Origin of the sequence: Saccharicrinis sp. GN24d3, assembly GCF_052400645.1 — a bacterium.
Taxonomy (GTDB): Bacteria; Bacteroidota; Bacteroidia; order Bacteroidales; family Marinilabiliaceae; genus Saccharicrinis.
This window is the reverse complement of record NZ_JBQTGI010000031.1, coordinates 26916-43377: the sequence shown is the minus strand read 5'-3', so window position 1 is coordinate 43377 and position 16462 is coordinate 26916. Positions and strand designations below refer to the sequence as shown.

16 protein-coding genes are annotated in these 16462 nt (G+C 42.1%); all 16 read right to left on the bottom strand.

The features are described 5' to 3' along the window. Positions 1-136 precede the first annotated feature (136 nt). The 16 genes from ACT29I_RS23060 to nuoE all read right to left on the bottom strand — a co-directional run bounded on the left by ACT29I_RS23060 (position 137) and on the right by nuoE (position 16369). Positions 137-613, bottom strand: a complete 477-nt coding sequence (locus ACT29I_RS23060) for an NADH-quinone oxidoreductase subunit NuoE family protein (RefSeq protein ID WP_430934498.1) — start codon at positions 611-613, stop codon at positions 137-139. An 11-nt stretch (positions 614-624) separates the two neighbouring features. After that, the gene (locus tag ACT29I_RS23055) at positions 625-2400 is read right to left on the bottom strand and encodes an NADH-dependent [FeFe] hydrogenase, group A6 (protein WP_430934499.1); all 1776 of its coding nucleotides are present in this window, start codon (positions 2398-2400) and stop codon (positions 625-627) included. 20 nt (positions 2401-2420) lie between these two features. Beyond that, complete coding sequence (locus ACT29I_RS23050; RefSeq protein ID WP_430934500.1) at positions 2421-4214, bottom strand: NADH-ubiquinone oxidoreductase-F iron-sulfur binding region domain-containing protein; 1794 nt, start codon at positions 4212-4214, stop codon at positions 2421-2423. Positions 4215-4223: 9 nt separating this feature from the next. Beyond that, the gene (locus tag ACT29I_RS23045; protein WP_430934501.1) at positions 4224-4634 is read right to left on the bottom strand and encodes a (2Fe-2S) ferredoxin domain-containing protein; all 411 of its coding nucleotides are present in this window, start codon (positions 4632-4634) and stop codon (positions 4224-4226) included. 255 nt (positions 4635-4889) lie between these two features. Further along, complete coding sequence (locus ACT29I_RS23040; RefSeq protein ID WP_430934502.1) at positions 4890-5438, bottom strand: ATP-binding protein; 549 nt, start codon at positions 5436-5438, stop codon at positions 4890-4892. Positions 5439-5593: 155 nt separating this feature from the next. After that, entirely contained in the window at positions 5594-6361 is a 768-nt protein-coding gene (locus tag ACT29I_RS23035; RefSeq protein ID WP_444794524.1) for a PHP domain-containing protein, read from the bottom strand. A gap of 74 nt (positions 6362-6435) precedes the next feature. Next, positions 6436-6771, bottom strand: a complete 336-nt coding sequence (locus ACT29I_RS23030; RefSeq protein WP_430934504.1) for a DRTGG domain-containing protein — start codon at positions 6769-6771, stop codon at positions 6436-6438. Further along, complete coding sequence (locus tag ACT29I_RS23025; RefSeq protein ID WP_430934505.1) at positions 6758-8131, bottom strand: [Fe-Fe] hydrogenase large subunit C-terminal domain-containing protein; 1374 nt, start codon at positions 8129-8131, stop codon at positions 6758-6760. The genes ACT29I_RS23030 and ACT29I_RS23025 overlap by 14 nt, the downstream gene beginning before the upstream one ends. Before the next feature lie 17 nt (positions 8132-8148). Then, entirely contained in the window at positions 8149-8559 is a 411-nt protein-coding gene (locus tag ACT29I_RS23020; RefSeq protein WP_430934506.1) for an ATP-binding protein, read from the bottom strand. A 6-nt stretch (positions 8560-8565) separates the two neighbouring features. Continuing rightward, positions 8566-8910 carry a DRTGG domain-containing protein gene (locus tag ACT29I_RS23015; RefSeq protein WP_430934507.1) on the bottom strand — a complete coding sequence of 115 codons (345 nt, stop codon included), beginning with the start codon at positions 8908-8910 and terminating at the stop codon, positions 8566-8568. A 535-nt stretch (positions 8911-9445) separates the two neighbouring features. Next, positions 9446-10642, bottom strand: a complete 1197-nt coding sequence (locus ACT29I_RS23010; RefSeq protein WP_430934508.1) for a SpoIIE family protein phosphatase — start codon at positions 10640-10642, stop codon at positions 9446-9448. Next, positions 10632-12485 (bottom strand): [Fe-Fe] hydrogenase large subunit C-terminal domain-containing protein, encoded by a 1854-nt coding sequence (locus tag ACT29I_RS23005; protein WP_430934509.1) that lies wholly within the window; start codon positions 12483-12485, stop codon positions 10632-10634. The genes ACT29I_RS23010 and ACT29I_RS23005 overlap by 11 nt, the downstream gene beginning before the upstream one ends. A gap of 12 nt (positions 12486-12497) precedes the next feature. Next, on the bottom strand, positions 12498-12746 hold the full coding sequence (locus ACT29I_RS23000; RefSeq protein WP_430934510.1) for an NAD(P)H-dependent oxidoreductase subunit E: 249 nt from the start codon (positions 12744-12746) through the stop codon (positions 12498-12500). A gap of 130 nt (positions 12747-12876) precedes the next feature. Then, positions 12877-14664: an NADH-dependent [FeFe] hydrogenase, group A6 gene (locus ACT29I_RS22995; protein ID WP_444794523.1), complete on the bottom strand. Its 1788-nt coding sequence runs from the start codon at positions 14662-14664 to the stop codon at positions 12877-12879. A gap of 19 nt (positions 14665-14683) precedes the next feature. Continuing rightward, a complete protein-coding gene (locus ACT29I_RS22990) occupies positions 14684-15865 on the bottom strand; it encodes an NADH-ubiquinone oxidoreductase-F iron-sulfur binding region domain-containing protein (protein ID WP_430934512.1) in 1182 nt (393 codons plus the stop codon). Between the two features lie 6 nt (positions 15866-15871). Beyond that, positions 15872-16369 (bottom strand): NADH-quinone oxidoreductase subunit NuoE, encoded by a 498-nt coding sequence (nuoE, locus tag ACT29I_RS22985; RefSeq protein ID WP_430934513.1) that lies wholly within the window; start codon positions 16367-16369, stop codon positions 15872-15874. Between the last annotated feature and the right edge of the window lie 93 nt (positions 16370-16462).

Below are 16462 nucleotides of genomic sequence, written 5' to 3'. Positions count from 1 at the left end.
AGGACTATGGTGACTGAAGGGGCAACCCGCATGAACATTCCTATCCTGGAAAATATATTCATTATGCGCTTAAACCCGCTCCACTTTTGCAGAACGGGTTTCACTTTATTAACTTTTAAGTAGTACTCTAAACTATTTACTTATACTCAGCCAGAATATCTTTTACATCCTCGGGAGCAACGCGTCCGAACACCTTTTCACCCACGGTAACTACCGGAGCCAAACCACAGGCGCCAACACAACGTAAGCTGCTTACAGAGAATTTGCCGTCGGGTGTGGTTTCTCCCACTTTCACATCCAACAGGCGCTTAAATTCGTCCAGTACTTTTTCGGCACCACGAACATAACAAGCCGTTCCCATACATATAGAAATAGGATGCTCTCCCATAGGTATCATGGTAAAGAAAGAGTAAAAAGTAACCACCCCATACACATGCGCGATATTCACTTTCAGTTCATCGGCAACAATCTCCTGCACTTCGGCAGGTAAATACCCAAATATCTCCTGGGCAGCGTGCAGCACATTAATCAATTCGCCTTTATCGTATTCAAACTTTTTGCAAACGTCCTTTAATTCCTGAACTTTGCTATCAGCTAATTTTATTTCTGCCATAATCCCTAACGTTAATCGTTATTAATTTCAACTTTCTTTTTCTTATCAAAATAGTGCGTATGCAGTAACTTATGCGACAATTCGCCACAAGGCTTGCCTAAATATTCATCGTAAAGCTTAACGATAAACGGATTCTCGTGTGATTTACGGATGGCCTTACCTTCATCTTCGCGATAAATAGCAGCAGCTCTTTTCTTTAAGATGCTGGTATCACCGTGGTGATAAGGCTGGCCTCCGCCACCGATACATCCGCCAGGACATGCCATAATTTCAATGGCATGGAATTCTGATTTGCCAGCCTGAACATCTTCCAATAACTTACGAGCATTCCCGAGTCCATGGGCGATTCCAATTTTAATAGTTAGTCCGTCGAAGTCCACCTCAGCGGAACGGATACCATCGAAACCACGCAGGGCATCAAACTCTACTTTCTCCAGTTTCTTTTCGGTATGAACCTCGTAAGCTGTGCGAACAGCAGCTTCGATTACGCCACCTGTGTTGGCAAATATCACCCCCGCTCCTGTTGACTCACCCATTGGATTATCAAACTCTTCATCGCTCAGATCACCGAAATTAAGGTTCGCTCCTTTTATCATCATCGCCAACTCACGTGTTGAGATAGACAGGTCAACATCAGGATTTCCATCAACGGCAAATTCAGGACGGCCCGACTCATATTTCTTGGCCAAACAAGGCATTACGGAAACCACGACCATATCTTCGCGTTTGATGCCCATCTGCTCTGCCAAATAACTTTTGGCAATGGCACCGAACATCTGCTGAGGCGATTTAGCTGTTGAAGGCACATCCAGCATATCGGGGAAATTACTTTCGAAGAAATTAACCCAACCCGGACAACATGAAGTCAGGATAGGAAGTTTTACATCCTTGTCTCCCGCTAAATGCTTTTGCAAACGATCAAGCAACTCTGTACCTTCTTCCATAATGGTAAGATCGGCGGCAAAGTCGGTATCAAATACTTTATCAAAACCTAATTTTTTTAGGGCAGAGGTCATTTTCCCGGTCACCAAAGAACCCGGCTCCATGCCAAATTCTTCGCCCAACGCAGCCCGAACAGCAGGTGCAGTTTGAACCACCACTGTTTTTGCCGGGTTCACCAACGCAGCAATCACCTTGCGTGTGTTATCCACCTCGGAAAGCGCCCCGGTAGGACACACAGCAACACACTGTCCACAGTACGTGCAGGTCGATTTCTCCAGATCCATTTCAAAGGCAGGTGCCACAACCGACTCAAACCCGCGGTTAATAGCCGAAAGGCAACCCACGGTTTGTACCTCATTACACATCATTTCGCATCTGCGGCACATTATACATTTGTCCACGTCGCGAATAATGGCGGGTGATTTGTCTTCCTTGTAATGTGATTGCTCTCCTTCAAAAGGAATTTCACGAATACCCAAATCCTGGGCCATGGTTTGCAAATCACACTTACCATTTTTAACACAGGTCAAACACTCTGCAGGGTGATCGGACAGGATCAGCTCCATGACGGTTCGGCGGGCATTTACCACTCTTAACGAGTGCGTATTGATTTTCATGCCTTCGGCACATTCCGTTTTACAAGCTGGCGCCAGGTTTCTTCTTCCTTCAACCTCGACCACACAAATGCGACACCCTCCGGGGTTGTTCTCAACATTTAAATCGTGGAGTTTCATGTGGCATAAAGTAGGAACATCTACCCCTACCGATTTTGCCGCCTCCAACAAAGTTGTACCCTTTTCTACTACTACAGGTTTGTTATCTATATTTAATTTTACAATATCCATTGTTTTATCATCTTTTAGCGTTACTGGATGCTGATCGCATTAAACTTACATTTCTCCATACAGGCACCACACTTGATACAAACTGTCACATCGATAACGTGTGGCTGTTTTTTATCTCCCGTAATTGCGTCCACCGGACATACACGGGAACACAAGGTGCATCCCACGCAAGCGTCGGCACTAATCACATACTCCATTAAGTCTTTACACTGACCGGCAGGGCATTTTCCATCTTTAACATGGGCCAAATACTCATGGCCAAAATTATCCATGGTCGAAAGCACCGGGTTTGGTGAAGTCTGTCCCAATCCACAAAGCGAAGTATCCTTGATGACATTACCTAAGTTTCGCAGCGTTGCCAGATCTTCTTCTGTTGCATTCCCTTTGGTAATTTTATCCAGCATTTCGTACAATCGCTTGTTACCGATTCTGCACGGGGCACATTTACCACACGATTCCTCAACAGTAAAATCAAGATAGAACTTAGCCACAGAAACCATACAATCGTCCTCGTCCATCACAATCATACCCCCAGAACCCATCATAGAACCCGAAGCCAGCAAATTATCGTAATCAATAGGAATATCCAGGTGTTTCTCTGTTAAACATCCTCCGGAAGGTCCTCCTGTTTGTACCGATTTAAATTTCTTACCATCCTTGATACCTCCGCCGATATCAAAAATAACCTCGCGTAAGGTAATGCCCATCGGCACCTCAATCAAACCAACATTGTTGATTTTTCCTGCCAGGGCAAATACTTTGGTTCCTTTACTCTTTTCGGTTCCGATGGATGAAAACCACTCCGCGCCGTTATTGATGATTACAGGGATATTGGCAAAGGTTTCTACATTATTCACATTAGTTGGTTTTCCCTTATAACCACTAACGGATGGGAATGGTGGTTTTACCGTCGGTTCACCTCGTAAACCTTCCATGGAATGAATCAATGAGGTTTCTTCTCCACAAACGAATGCACCTGCACCATAACGAAGCTCAACATCAAAATCGAACCCTGTCCCAAAGATATCTTTACCTAAAACACCCAGGTTACGAGCCTGCTCAATGGCAATTTTTAAACGCTCAATAGCCAACGGATACTCGGCACGAATATATATTAAACCGTTGCTTCCACCGATACAGTATCCGCAAATGGCCATTGCCTCCAATACCGAGTGAGGGTCTCCCTCCAAAATTGAACGATCCATAAACGCACCAGGGTCACCCTCATCGGCATTACAAACCACGTATTTCTCGTCCCCTTCGACATTGTGAGTAATTTCCCACTTTAATCCGGTTGGGAAACCGCCGCCACCGCGACCTCTTAATCCAGCGTCTTTAATTATTTGGATGGCTTCCTGTGGCGTCATTTCTGTTAACACCTTACCCAGTGCCCCATACCCCTCACGAGCAACATACTCATCAATGTTTTCCGGGTTGATAAAACCACAGTTGCGCAGGGCTATACGGATTTGCTTTTTATAGAAATCCATATGCTTGGCATCGGAAACATGCGTTTTCGTTTCCGGGTCTGTGAACAACAACCGTTCGACCTTACGACCTTTCACCAAATGCTCTGAAATTATTTCGCCTGCATCCTCTGGTTTAACTTGAACATAAAAAGTGTTATCGGGAATCATTTTAACGATAGGTCCTTTTTCGCAAAAGCCGAAGCAACCTGTACGTACCACCTGAATTTCGTTTTCCATGCTGTTATCGGCAACAGCTTGCTTAAGATTTTCTACAATCTCTTCACCTTGCGAAGCACGACACCCCGTACCTCCGCAAACTAAAATGTGATTTTTATACTTGGCCATAGCTCAAATTTACTTTACGTTATCTTCTTCGTTCGGAGTGGTATAAGCAGCAGGAATAATGCCATCCACCAACTCTCCACCAATGATATGCTTGGTGATAATTTCTTTTGCTTTTTTTTCATCTACATTTCCGTACACCACTGGTTGGGTACCTGGCACATGCACTTCGATGGTAGGCTCGGAATGACAATATCCCATGCAACCGGTTTGAGTTACTACTGCATCAATAGCACGGTTATCCAACTCTTCGATCAGACAATTCATGGTTTCTTTGGCTCCTGAAGCGATACCACAGGTTGCCATGGAAACCTTGATTTGAACCATTTTTTCGGGACGATCGCTTTTTTCGCGCAAAGTAATCTTCTCCTGAAGATTTTCCCGCATCTTTTTAAGATCGTCTAAGGTTTTTACTTTTGCCATTTTTCTCTTTATTATAGTTTGTATATTGTTTTTTCTTGTCCGCGAATTACGCGAATTTCACTCCTTAGATTATAGACTCAATTCTAACTAAAATATTTCAGGCATTCCACCTGGGTTTCCTACGTACATGATATCCCATATCGTTACCTAAGTTATAATAGTTCAAGCTTCCAGTCTGGTTGTATTTTTCCGGTCTCCCTTCTTCAATCTTCCCATTCAACACCCAATGACTATTGACCACGGACTATTAACTGTTTAAAACTCAACCCCTATTTCGGTAAGGTTTTCTTTAATCATTTCTCTCATAAATTTCACCACATCCGGGTCGGTAACGGGAACTCCTTCCAGTACTTTTTTCACTTCTCTACTATCAAAAATAAAGTCTTCATCATCGCGTTGATGAAAATAAAGAAAATCCACGTTTGGATTTCCGGAAACTATCAGACTTATTGTTCCTGCCAAATCGCCCAATGGTGGTCTATCAATATGGGAATGAACAAAGGATGCCATAATCTGTGTTCCTTTATCAAGCTCCGATTCAATAGTTAAATCACCCTCCGACAGTTGGGCATTTTGCTGTAACAACGGTATTCCCAAACCGACTTTCCGGGTTTTGCGCGATGTAAAAAAAGGATCTAAGGCCTTTTTGATTGTTTTATCATCCATACCGCACCCATCGTCCTTGATCTTCAATATCAGCAGGTCTTCGGCTGAATCCTCCAGAATAGTTAACTCCACCAAAGAAGCGCCGGCTCGTACCGAGTTTCCGATAATATCGAGTATGTGCATAGATATGTCTCGCATATTTTTTCAATATTTAAGCACTGATAAACTATAATTATTGGAATTTACCATGCAATTCCACTTTTTACTTCATCCAAGAATTACGCTAACCAGAGGTATTTAGAACAGCTTTGCTGTTCTAAATTTCCAGAGAAAACCAATCTGCGTTAATTCGTTTAATCTGTGGACAACCTATCGTTTTTAATAATTCCAACTACTTTTCTGCCGGCTTCACCTTTTAAAGCCATTTTAATTTCGCTAAACGATGGTTTTTCCAACAACATGCTAGTATAACTACTTCCTATCTGATTTAGCATATGGGCATCGGAACTACCAATAACAGAATAATTCTTAACCCAGGGATGCTTTAGTTCAAATTCCTTCATCTTCACGTTGGCGCTTACCTCAATTCCCGAGACAGGGATATCAGGCAATAAAAACCCCAACTGACTGGTCACGCTAAACCGGGTTTTATCCGCATGCGCCGGAATAAACAAACCTTCCATCTCGTTTACCTTGGCTGCCACTTCATCCATGGAAACATCCAAAGCGACTATCAGCAATTTTTCTTCCACTCCGAGAATATTATTGTCACGGTCTACCCAAACCTGATCCCCGAATAATTCCGGTTTATTTTTTACCCTGGGTAAATGTTCGTCCAGATATACCTGAAACTCGTTTAGCTTTTCATTATTTTCAAAGAACACAAGGCAATGCACTTCTTCTTTTGTATTTATTTCGGCACCGCACAAAACCGTAATCCCGAATTCGCCTCCTAGCTGTTTGACCACCTCGCTTTGTCGGGTACTGTTATGATCGGCAATGCCTATGACATCCATCTTCTCCTCTTTCGCTCTTTTTATGATGGCATTGGGACTCATCTCCAGTTCCGCACATGGCGAAAGCACAGTATGAATATGTAAATCTACCCGATAGCGATTCATTGTATTGATTTTGAGATAAGAGATTTTGAGATAAGAGACACGATGTAACTTGTCAATTACCTTTAATCTATACTCTATTTCTTCAACAGCTGATAAAGTTCGCCCGACATTTCAAAGGTTTCCAGGTCTGTTCCCAAAATTGGGATCCCTTCTGCGTTGCTTTGATCAATAGCGGCCTTCTCCGGCTTACATCCCTTTACTAAAATTACAGCTGCCACTTCTTTTAAAGAAGCGATGGCCATGATATTTTTATGGGTTTGCAAGGTTATCCACACCTGTTTTTCATCTACATTTCCCATTACGTCACTCAACAAATCGGAAGTATAACCTCCAACTACTTCGTTGTTGATTCCTTGTTCTCCACAAAAAACTTTTAAGTTGAGTTTCTCAACCAAATCACATACCTTCATTTTTTGCTCCTATTTTTTTACAGTCCTTATCTAATCTGTCCTTTCCCCATGTTCTTTCGATGATCCGGATAGCATGTTCGCTACTTAATTTTTTGCTTTTCTCCATCATTCTCTGCAGGAATACACAATTGGAGAGGTTGGCTTTTTTTTGTACAATATCTTCGGCCAATGCCTGACAGCTGGGTGAACCACAAGCTCCACAATCGATTCCGGGCAGATAGCACATTAAGTTTCGGATACGTTCCATCTTCTTCAATGCTTCCTGAAAATCCTGATCTAACGACATGGCAGGAAGTGGGTCTATTTTACTTATAAATAAATCCTTGTCCTGAATAATTTCTTTATGTTCTTTCCAATCTACGTCACCCGAATCACTCTCCAGTTGTTTGGCCCTTCGTTTCATTCTATCAACCGTCATAAACCGGTTTCCATGCAGCAACACCCCCCCTGCACAGCCCTGGTCACAAGCCCTTAGTTCCAGGTAATCAACCGTAGGAATTTCATCGTTCTCCAACCGCTCTAAAAACTCTATTACATTATGAATTTCATCCACTGCCAAACACCTACCCTTCATATTATCAGCCTCACCCCGGGTCAAACTCCACTGTATGGCCTTGCTCGACAAATGCGGAAGCACCGGTAATTCGGGCTCTGTAGCCTTGTTGTTTTTTATTTTTGCGTAAAGTTTATTGTAAAGATATCGCATGTTAATCACGCCGTTGATCATAGCTCCCTGATCGTCCCCAAACCCTTTTATAGCGGCAATCTTGGCTGCACACGGGGTGACATAAAAAATACCAATCTGCTTATCCGGGATGCCTTCGTTTTGTAACATTTTCCGGTAAAAGGAGGCTGAAGCATCTACCGGCGGTTTTACCGAGGCAATATTATCAATAAGAGAAGGAAATTTCACTTGAATTAAACGAACCACTGAAGGGCAAAAAGTTGATATTAAAGGCTTCTCATCATTTACCTTCATTTGGTCGTCCATCAGTTCGTTGAGGACATCTACCATAAATTCAGCCTGAAAGACATGGGTAAAACCAAGTTCTTTCATCACACTAAAAATTTCTTCTTCGGAAATCGAGGTAGGAAACTGACCTGTAAAAACTGCAGGAACCAAAGCTACACGACATTCATAGTCGAAGATATTATCTAAATCATCTTGTTCCACATATATGGCATCCACGGGGCAAGCTCTTAAGCACTCGCCACAGTCGACGCAACGTTTTTTAAGGATTAAAGCTTTTCCGTCGTTTATTCGAATAGCGTCGGTCGGACACACGTTCATGCAATGTGTGCAACCATAACAAATATCTTTGTCAACCTTTAAGGCGTGATATATTTGCAGCTTTTTCATTCCGCTTATAAACGTTTCTACAAATAGGTTTTTATTTCCACTTTAGTTCCTTTTTCAACTTCACTAGTTACATTTAACTCGTCTACGTTTTTCTTTATATTTGGCAATCCCATCCCGGCTCCGAATCCCATCTCTCTTACTTTTGATGACGCTGTGGAATAGCCTTCCTGCATCGCCAACTCAATGTCCGGAATTCCGGGCCCATTGTCGTCAAGCACAATACTTATATGTTCCGAAGTTATATTTACCTTTATCACGCCTTTATAGGCATGGGCTACAATATTCACTTCTGCCTCGTATAAAGCAACCACTGTACGTTTAACCACTTTTGGATTGACATTTAACTGCTTCAGCGTTTTTTTAACCGCACTGGAAGCATTGCCAGCCTTGGTAAAATTACCTCCTTCTACTTCATAAATAAATTCCATGGCTTTTTAATAAACAGGTGACAGTCCGGCAGTAAATAGCTTACCCACCGCGTTATACATGGAATACTTACATTGCAATAAAACTAAGTCCTCCTCTTGAGCCAGCGCCAACATCTCGGGCGACACCTGCTTGTTACGAACAAACACAATACAATTTACATCAGCCATTTCAACGGTTCGGATGGTTTGCATGTTGGCCAAGCCCGTAATCAATACCATTTTATCGGTATCTAAAGTAAGTACATCGCTCATTAGGTCGCTGGCAAAACCGTAATTTATTTCGGTATCTATGTAGCAATCTCCACATACTACCTTCGCGTCCAGAATATCAACAATTTCTTTTATTTTCATTCAGAAGAAACTTAAGTAACACCGGAAATTTCTTTAATTATTTTAATTAAAGAAATATTTCTAGAATTCACTGCAAAATACGATGTATCCACTAAAAAAAAAAAGTAGTTGATCACCAAAACAGCAATACATAATAAGTCTAAATAAGCTGCAGACAGGGAGATACACCTTTATGTAATCCGGACAAAGTCATTAAATCAACATTTAAACCCAACTAAATGCATGCTAACAAAATGGTTTTTTTTACCATTTTGGCACAAGCCATTAACTTGATTAATATCGTTATTCATAATTTTAGACCTAATGGCTTAAATTAAAAGGGTTTGCGGCTAGGTTATCCCTTCGTTTTCTACACCCGCCAAGTTGTTGTATGTGCATGTTATTTTTGAGCATGCTTTTTCCCGGAAGGACCCTACCGTTCTCAGTCCTATTATTCAGCCCTTCGGAGTTGAAACCCGAACCTTTTACTGGTTACATCTTTTATGGCTGTGCGGGTTCTTCAGGCGTATCTGGGGTAATATTCACAATAACCAGGTTAAATATACTCCACCGAAACTTCCTTAAGAAACTTCTCCTCCAACAGTGATGCTATTTGCTTGACAACAGTACGTCTTATTTCCAGCTCAACTGGTAAATTAGGATCCTGATGAGCAACATTGATTCGTGTACCGTTGATAATATGGATCTTATCACTTTCTAAAAACAACTTGACGATTTGGTGGGCCGGGCCCTTACCCGTTGCATCATCTTTCTTTTCGGAATCTTTTAAAATCCTCGCTACTTTTCCCAAGGTCAGGATACCTTCGGTCACCAAATCAATCCCTTCCATTTGGGCCGCCGGGGGAAGATCAGGGTCAGACATTTCGAGGCTGGCAGAAAATTTGAGGCCTAATTCTCGCGCTATGATTTCTGCTGTAGTTCCGCCACTTACTATTTTTTTACCACCAAACTTCTGCACCATCAATGCAAAATCCACATCCTTCTTTTCTTCGAATGGAGGTCCGGTAACAAACAATAGTTTCCTAGGCTCCCGCAGGTAAATAATTCCGCAGGAAGTATCATCCAACGGGCTGCCCCCGTCATTCAGGGAGGCCATGTTAACTATTTTCCGCGATAGCTTGGCCGAAGAAATGTAAGGTGTGTTTTTCACACTCTTCACCACATATTTTTCGGCTTCTTCCCTTCCCCAACCAAAGGGCAAAGTTTTGGTTCCCATGCCGGATTGCACTATTCCATCCGACCAAAAGAAGATTCGATCTTCCTTACGTGCTCTAAAATGGCAGGTATACAGTATTTTTCCTTTGTGTTGCTTACTTTCTAAGGTTATTTCACTCCAACCTGGATCAAAAGGGCGGTGTGTGCGCATGATCAAGCAACGAGGGTTATCATAATCCACAATGGTAGTGCTACCTTCATCATCAATATCGATAATAGTAAAGGTAGAGTAGCTCACTTTTCGAACACTACACACGGGGAGTGTATTCATAATAATTTCTGCAGTTTTTTGAACCTCCTTGTGCTCAACGGTAAAGTTTACCGCCATGGATGCCGTCAAGGTTGCCAAGACATTAGCTTTGACACCACTTCCCATACCATCAGACAATACTACAATAGTTCTGCCATCCTCCTTGATTCTGCGTGAGATAAACACATCGCCACAGATAAACTCTCCATGATGGTTGTTTTGCTTACAATCTATATCTAAAAAAAAATCTGGTTCATTAACTTTCATTGCTCTCACCTACTTTTTGTGCTTCGATAATTGAATTTAACACCTTTTCAGTTTTTGATGCACTCTCGCCCAGCAAAAATGCGATCTGCTGCACGGTTTGCAGGTTATCACGAATGACGGAACGTGCACGATTGATGATTTCTTCTCTGCGAACCTCCGGTGCTGTCAGGTCGCGAATAATACCCCCAACAATTTGGTGCTTCTTGATGGTAAAAACTGAAACGTTCAAGATGGCCTCTTCAACAGTAGTATCCCTGTTAATGATCTCCTGTCCGGTTTGCAGAACCGTATTAAAAAGTTTCCCGAAAGGCAATAAGGTATTTATATCGGCTCCCCTTAACCCCGGAATAACTTCGTTCAGTTGCCTTGCATCCTCGCCCATCATGTTTACAAAACTTGAATTAGCCTCGATGATATTTAGGTTCGTATCCACCATCACAATTCCCGCTCTAATTTTATTAAGCATGGCGGTTATCGTGTCTGCAGCCTGACGCGCTGCCACCTCTTCTTTGCGTGCCTTTTCTTCACTTTCTTTTAAAGCTTCCTTGGTATTCTTCAGGTTTTCGTTGGCAGCATGAACCTTGTTAATATAGGTATGTAACGTTTTAATTGAATAAGAGTAGCACATCTCAAAATTGGTAAGTCCCTGGCAATACGCCACTGCAAACTCTTTACAACTGGGATAACCACATGCGCCACAATTCAACTGTTCCTCGATATTGCTTTTGCCCATATCGTGCAAAACCCGTTGGATTTCATTTTCTGATGGTTGGGGCAGCCTTCTATCCGTAACTTTAAAATTTCTGCTGAGATCCACATCCTTAAACTCGGCTATATCTTTTTCCCACTGATCGCAGTCAATCACTTTCAAGCGTTTTTCGACATAGCCAATGATGTTGGCCTGGCGCATAAACTTTTTCCCGACAGGTGACATCCCGGGTCCCATAGAACAGCCCTCACAATAGTATAAGTCAAGGTTTTGATTTAAACTGTTATCTTCAGAAAACTCTCTTAACGACTGCAGAAAATTGTTTCTGCCATCTGCCGATATCAAACTGCTATTGAGCAAATCTTGCTGCATATCAACCGCTTGCCAAAGACCATGATTTATTGGATACAGTCCGCCTTTTCTACCTACGGGAGGGTCAAAGTCACTGAATTCGACCGAAGCCTCACTTATACCTGAACTCTTAAACATGGCCCTCAGCTCCTGGAAGGTGATCACCGCATCCAGCTTTCCGTCTGTTTTTGCAAATGCCTTAGCATCGTCCTTGGCCGAAACGCAGGCTGTGACGTACACTACATGAATATCATGACCATACCTTTTCCGCATTACCTTGGACATGGCAATAAAAGGAGGCACAACAGGTGCCAGGTTCTCTACCAGGTTGGGGCGATATTTTTCCACAAACGATCTAACCGGAGGGCAATGGGTTGTCAAATAGTATTTACCGTGAAAATCCTGGAGCAATTTCTTGTACTGCTGTGCCACCAGGTCGACACCGAAAGCCACTTCACCAACCAATTGAAATCCCAATTCCCGGATCATGCCCACAAATTTCCTGTAGTCGGAAATATCATTAAACTCGCCCGATATGGCCGGATCGCAAATAGCTGCCACCTTAGCTCCATTGTTAAAAAGGTGGTTTACTTTATCTATCTCATTGCGAAAACTAATGGCATTTTGCGCACATACTGTCACACAATTACCACAACCAATACATTTGTTGACTATAATATTGGCAGAATTATCGGCTATTTTAATCGCCTTGGCCGGGCACGCCCTGATACATGTAAAACTCAAGTTACATTTTTCCTTATCTACTTCGATTAATTGCGACATCTCCGTACTCTTTTAAATATTAAAATACTTCCCCAATATATTGTACACTTTATCTGGATCCATGTTACCATACAACTCGTCATCAATTTTTAAAATAGGCCCTTTTTCACAGTTCCCCGTACACAGCTCTCCCCTAAAAAACACAGACTCTTCGAGTTTATGTTCCGCCAAAAACTTCTTAACTATGGCTAGTATATCCTTATTTCCCCTTGCAAAGCATGAGCTCCCCAGGCATATTGTAATTGAATGTTCGTTTTGCATATATCAAGGATTTTTAAACTCCGACTTTAAATATCGAAATTTATTTTGTGAATACTGCTACTTTTTACAACATACCCCAAGAACGAATCCCCGGGGTATATGATTTAGTTGATTATAAATGTGATAAATACTAATATCTGTTTCGTTGCGTGTAGCTCGTGTGTAACAACTCATGCGATTTATGTCCCAAAGGTTCTTTCAGGAATTCATCATACAACTTGAGCACTTCTGGATTCTCATGGGATTTACGAATAGGCTTACCGGCATCCTCTCTGTAAATGGCTTCACTCCTTTTCTGACGGATTTTCAAATTGGTAGGTATTGGCTGCCCTCCACCTCCCAGGCAGCCTCCAGGACAGGCCATTACCTCAATAAAATGATAATCTGCTTCGCCTTTCACTACTTTATCCATTACTTTTTTAGCATTGGCCAATCCATGCGCCACACAGGTTTTCAATTCTGCACCTTCCAGGAATTTCCACTTGGGCAATGTATCTTCGATTTTAATTGTAGCTTCTTTCACTTCTTCCATTCCCCTGACTGGTGTAATATTTAATCCATCAAATGGCACTTCTCTACCAGTAACCACCTCATAAGCAGTTCGCAATGCGGCTTCCATCACTCCTCCAGAAGCGCCAAAAATGACAGCTGCTCCCGAAGAAGCACCCATAAACGAATCATACTCTTCATTTTCAAGGGCTTCAAAATCTATCCCTGCCTGTTGAATCATCTTGGCCAACTCGCGGGTCGTAAGTACCAAATCGACATCTTTATAACCGCTCGAATGCATTTCAGGGCGGTTGGCTTCATATTTTTTCGCCGTACATGGCATCACCGAAACAGAAACCATATCTTCGGGTTCAATATTCATTTTTTGTGCATAGTAGGTCTTCGCCAATGCACCAAACATTTGTTGTGGTGATTTGGCTGTTGACACGTTAGGCAACATATCCGGATACATATGCTCGATGTATTTTATCCATCCGGGCGAGCAGGAAGTCGTCATAGGCAAATGTACATTCGGATTTTTATCCACCAGCGCACCTTTTAAGCGTTGCAACAACTCATTACCTTCCTCAATAATGGTCAGGTCGGCGGAGAAATCGGTATCCAGAACTGAATCGAAACCTAAACGGCGCAGTGCGGCAACCATCTTACCGGTAACTATGTTACCCGGTTCCATACCTAAGGCTTCGCCCAAAGCAACTCGCACAGCAGGAGCAGTTTGAACCACCAAATGCTTTTTAGGATTATTGATGGCTGTCCACACTTCATCAATATAACTGCGCTCAATCAATGCTCCTGTCGGACAACGGTTTACACATTGACCACAGTTGGTACAAACCACCTCGTACATGGGCCTTTCAAAAAAGGAAGAAACTTTCATATGCTCACCTTTATAGGCAACCGTAAGTGCACCAATATCTTGCAATTGGTCGCAGGTTCTGATACATCGTTGGCAACGAATACATTTAGAGTCATCTTTTGTAATGGAAGGAGAAAAATAGTCAATGGTATGTTCCTTTAATGGAACTAAATCGATTAAACGATCTTCTCCGATAAGATATTCTGACGATAAATGTTGTAGTTCACATACGCCGTTTTTATAACATCGAGTGCATTCTGCTCTATGTTCCGAAACTAATAAGTCAATGACATTCTTTCTGGCATTTCGTACTTTCAGACTATTAGTCAGAATTTCCATCCCTTCCGATACGGGCGTTGCACATGATGGCAACAACCTGTCGGCCCCTACTTGTTCCACTACACATACTCTGCAATTACCAGCCACGCACAAGTCTTCATGATAACAAAGCGTAGGTATTTTAATCTTTAACTCCTTGGCGGCCTCAAGCAAGGTAGTACCTGAATTCACGCTTACCTCGATATGATCTATTGTAAGATTAACTTTGCTCATTCTTTAATATTTTTAATGCTTAGTAAATCATTTCTTCTTTAAAATTCTCCACGATAGAAGCGAAAGAGTTAGCTACGGACTGTCCTAATCCACACTTAGCGGTAACCCTCATATTTTCCGCCAACACCAATAATTTTTCCAGGTAATCCGAAGATCGCTCTCCTTTTTTAACCGCCTCTATTCCCAGTAAAAGTTGTTGTGTTCCTACTCTGCAAGGAGTACATTGCCCACAACTTTCTTCCACAAAAAAATCGAGATAGTTATGCAATACGTTGTACATGCTTCGCGATGAGTTAAATATCATCATTGAACCGCCGGTGGGCAGCGATACTCCGGTAAGCTTACCTTGGTAGCCAATTTTGGTGGTATTGAATTTTTTTCGCGGCACGCAAAAACCGGACGCTCCCCCCACCTGAACCGCTTTGGCATCTCCATCTCCGAAATCTTCCACAAATTTTTGCACGGACATACCAAACTCGAGCTCATAAATCCCCGGGATTGGCGTATCCCCAGACACGGAAAACACTTTAGAGCCCCTGGAATCCTGAACTCCCAGATCCTTAAACTTCTCGGATCCATATTTAAATATGGAATAGGTATGCGCCAGGGTTTCCACATTGTTGATAACGGTAGGCAATTCTCTATATCCCGAATTGGTTGGATAAGGCGGTTTATTTCTGGGTTCACCTCGAAATCCTTCCATGCTTTCAAACAATGCGCTTTCTTCTCCACAGATATAAGCTCCACTGCCTAAAAATATTTTCACTCTAAAATCAAAACCAACCTTATTCATCATCATATTAAATTCGTCAATGACTTCATTTAACGAATCCACTAAAAATTTATACTCGCCCCGCAGGTATATAAATCCTTGGTGTGCACCAATAATTTTGGCACAAACCGCCATTCCAATCAATACTTTGTCGGGTACTTGCGTCAAAATTTCTCTGTCCTTGAAAGTCCCGGGCTCTCCTTCGTCCGCATTGCAAATTACGTATTTCATGTCACCTTTAGCTTCGGAAGCAAGCTTCCATTTTAAGCCTGTAGGATATCCTGCTCCCCCTCTTCCTTTAAGTCCGGAAATAATTAAATCGTTTATTATGTCTTGTGTTGGTCTTGCCAATGTTTTCTTAAGAATTTGCTCTCCGTCTTGTTCATCCTTAAAAATAAGGTCCAACCTTTTTAAATTTTTCTCTGCCATAGCTCGTTAATTTACCTGAATTGAAGAACTCTCTATTAAATCATCCTGCTTTAAGGATAGTATTATATCCCTTACCTTATCGGGTGTGAGGTCGGTATAAGGCGTATCGTTAATAAGCATGGCCGGCCCCTTATGGCATTGCCCCAAACAATTGGTTTCTAAAAGCGTAAACTTACCGTCATGCGTCGTCTCTCCCAACTTTATTTTTAGTTGCTTCTCCAATTCTTGTATTATGAGGTTTTTTCCGTGCATCATACAAGTAATAGTTTTGCAGATGCGGATAACATATTCCCCCATAGGTTTCGTGTTCAGGAAAGAATAAAACGAGGCGGTTCCAAACACTCGCGCTGCGGATATGTCCAACTCCCTGGCCACTTCTACCATAGCCTCTTCCGACAGGAATTTTTTCTTTTCGACCACTCCTTGCAGAATGGGTAATAAACTTTCGTGATATCGGCCGTACTTGTCAGCCAGACTTTTCACAAGATTTGTCATTTCGGTCATAAGCTGTTTATTTAAGGGTATTATAAAAAGTCATTAGGGAAATTTTTCTTTATTAAGGTACTAACAATACCTATGCTTTTAACTGACATATAT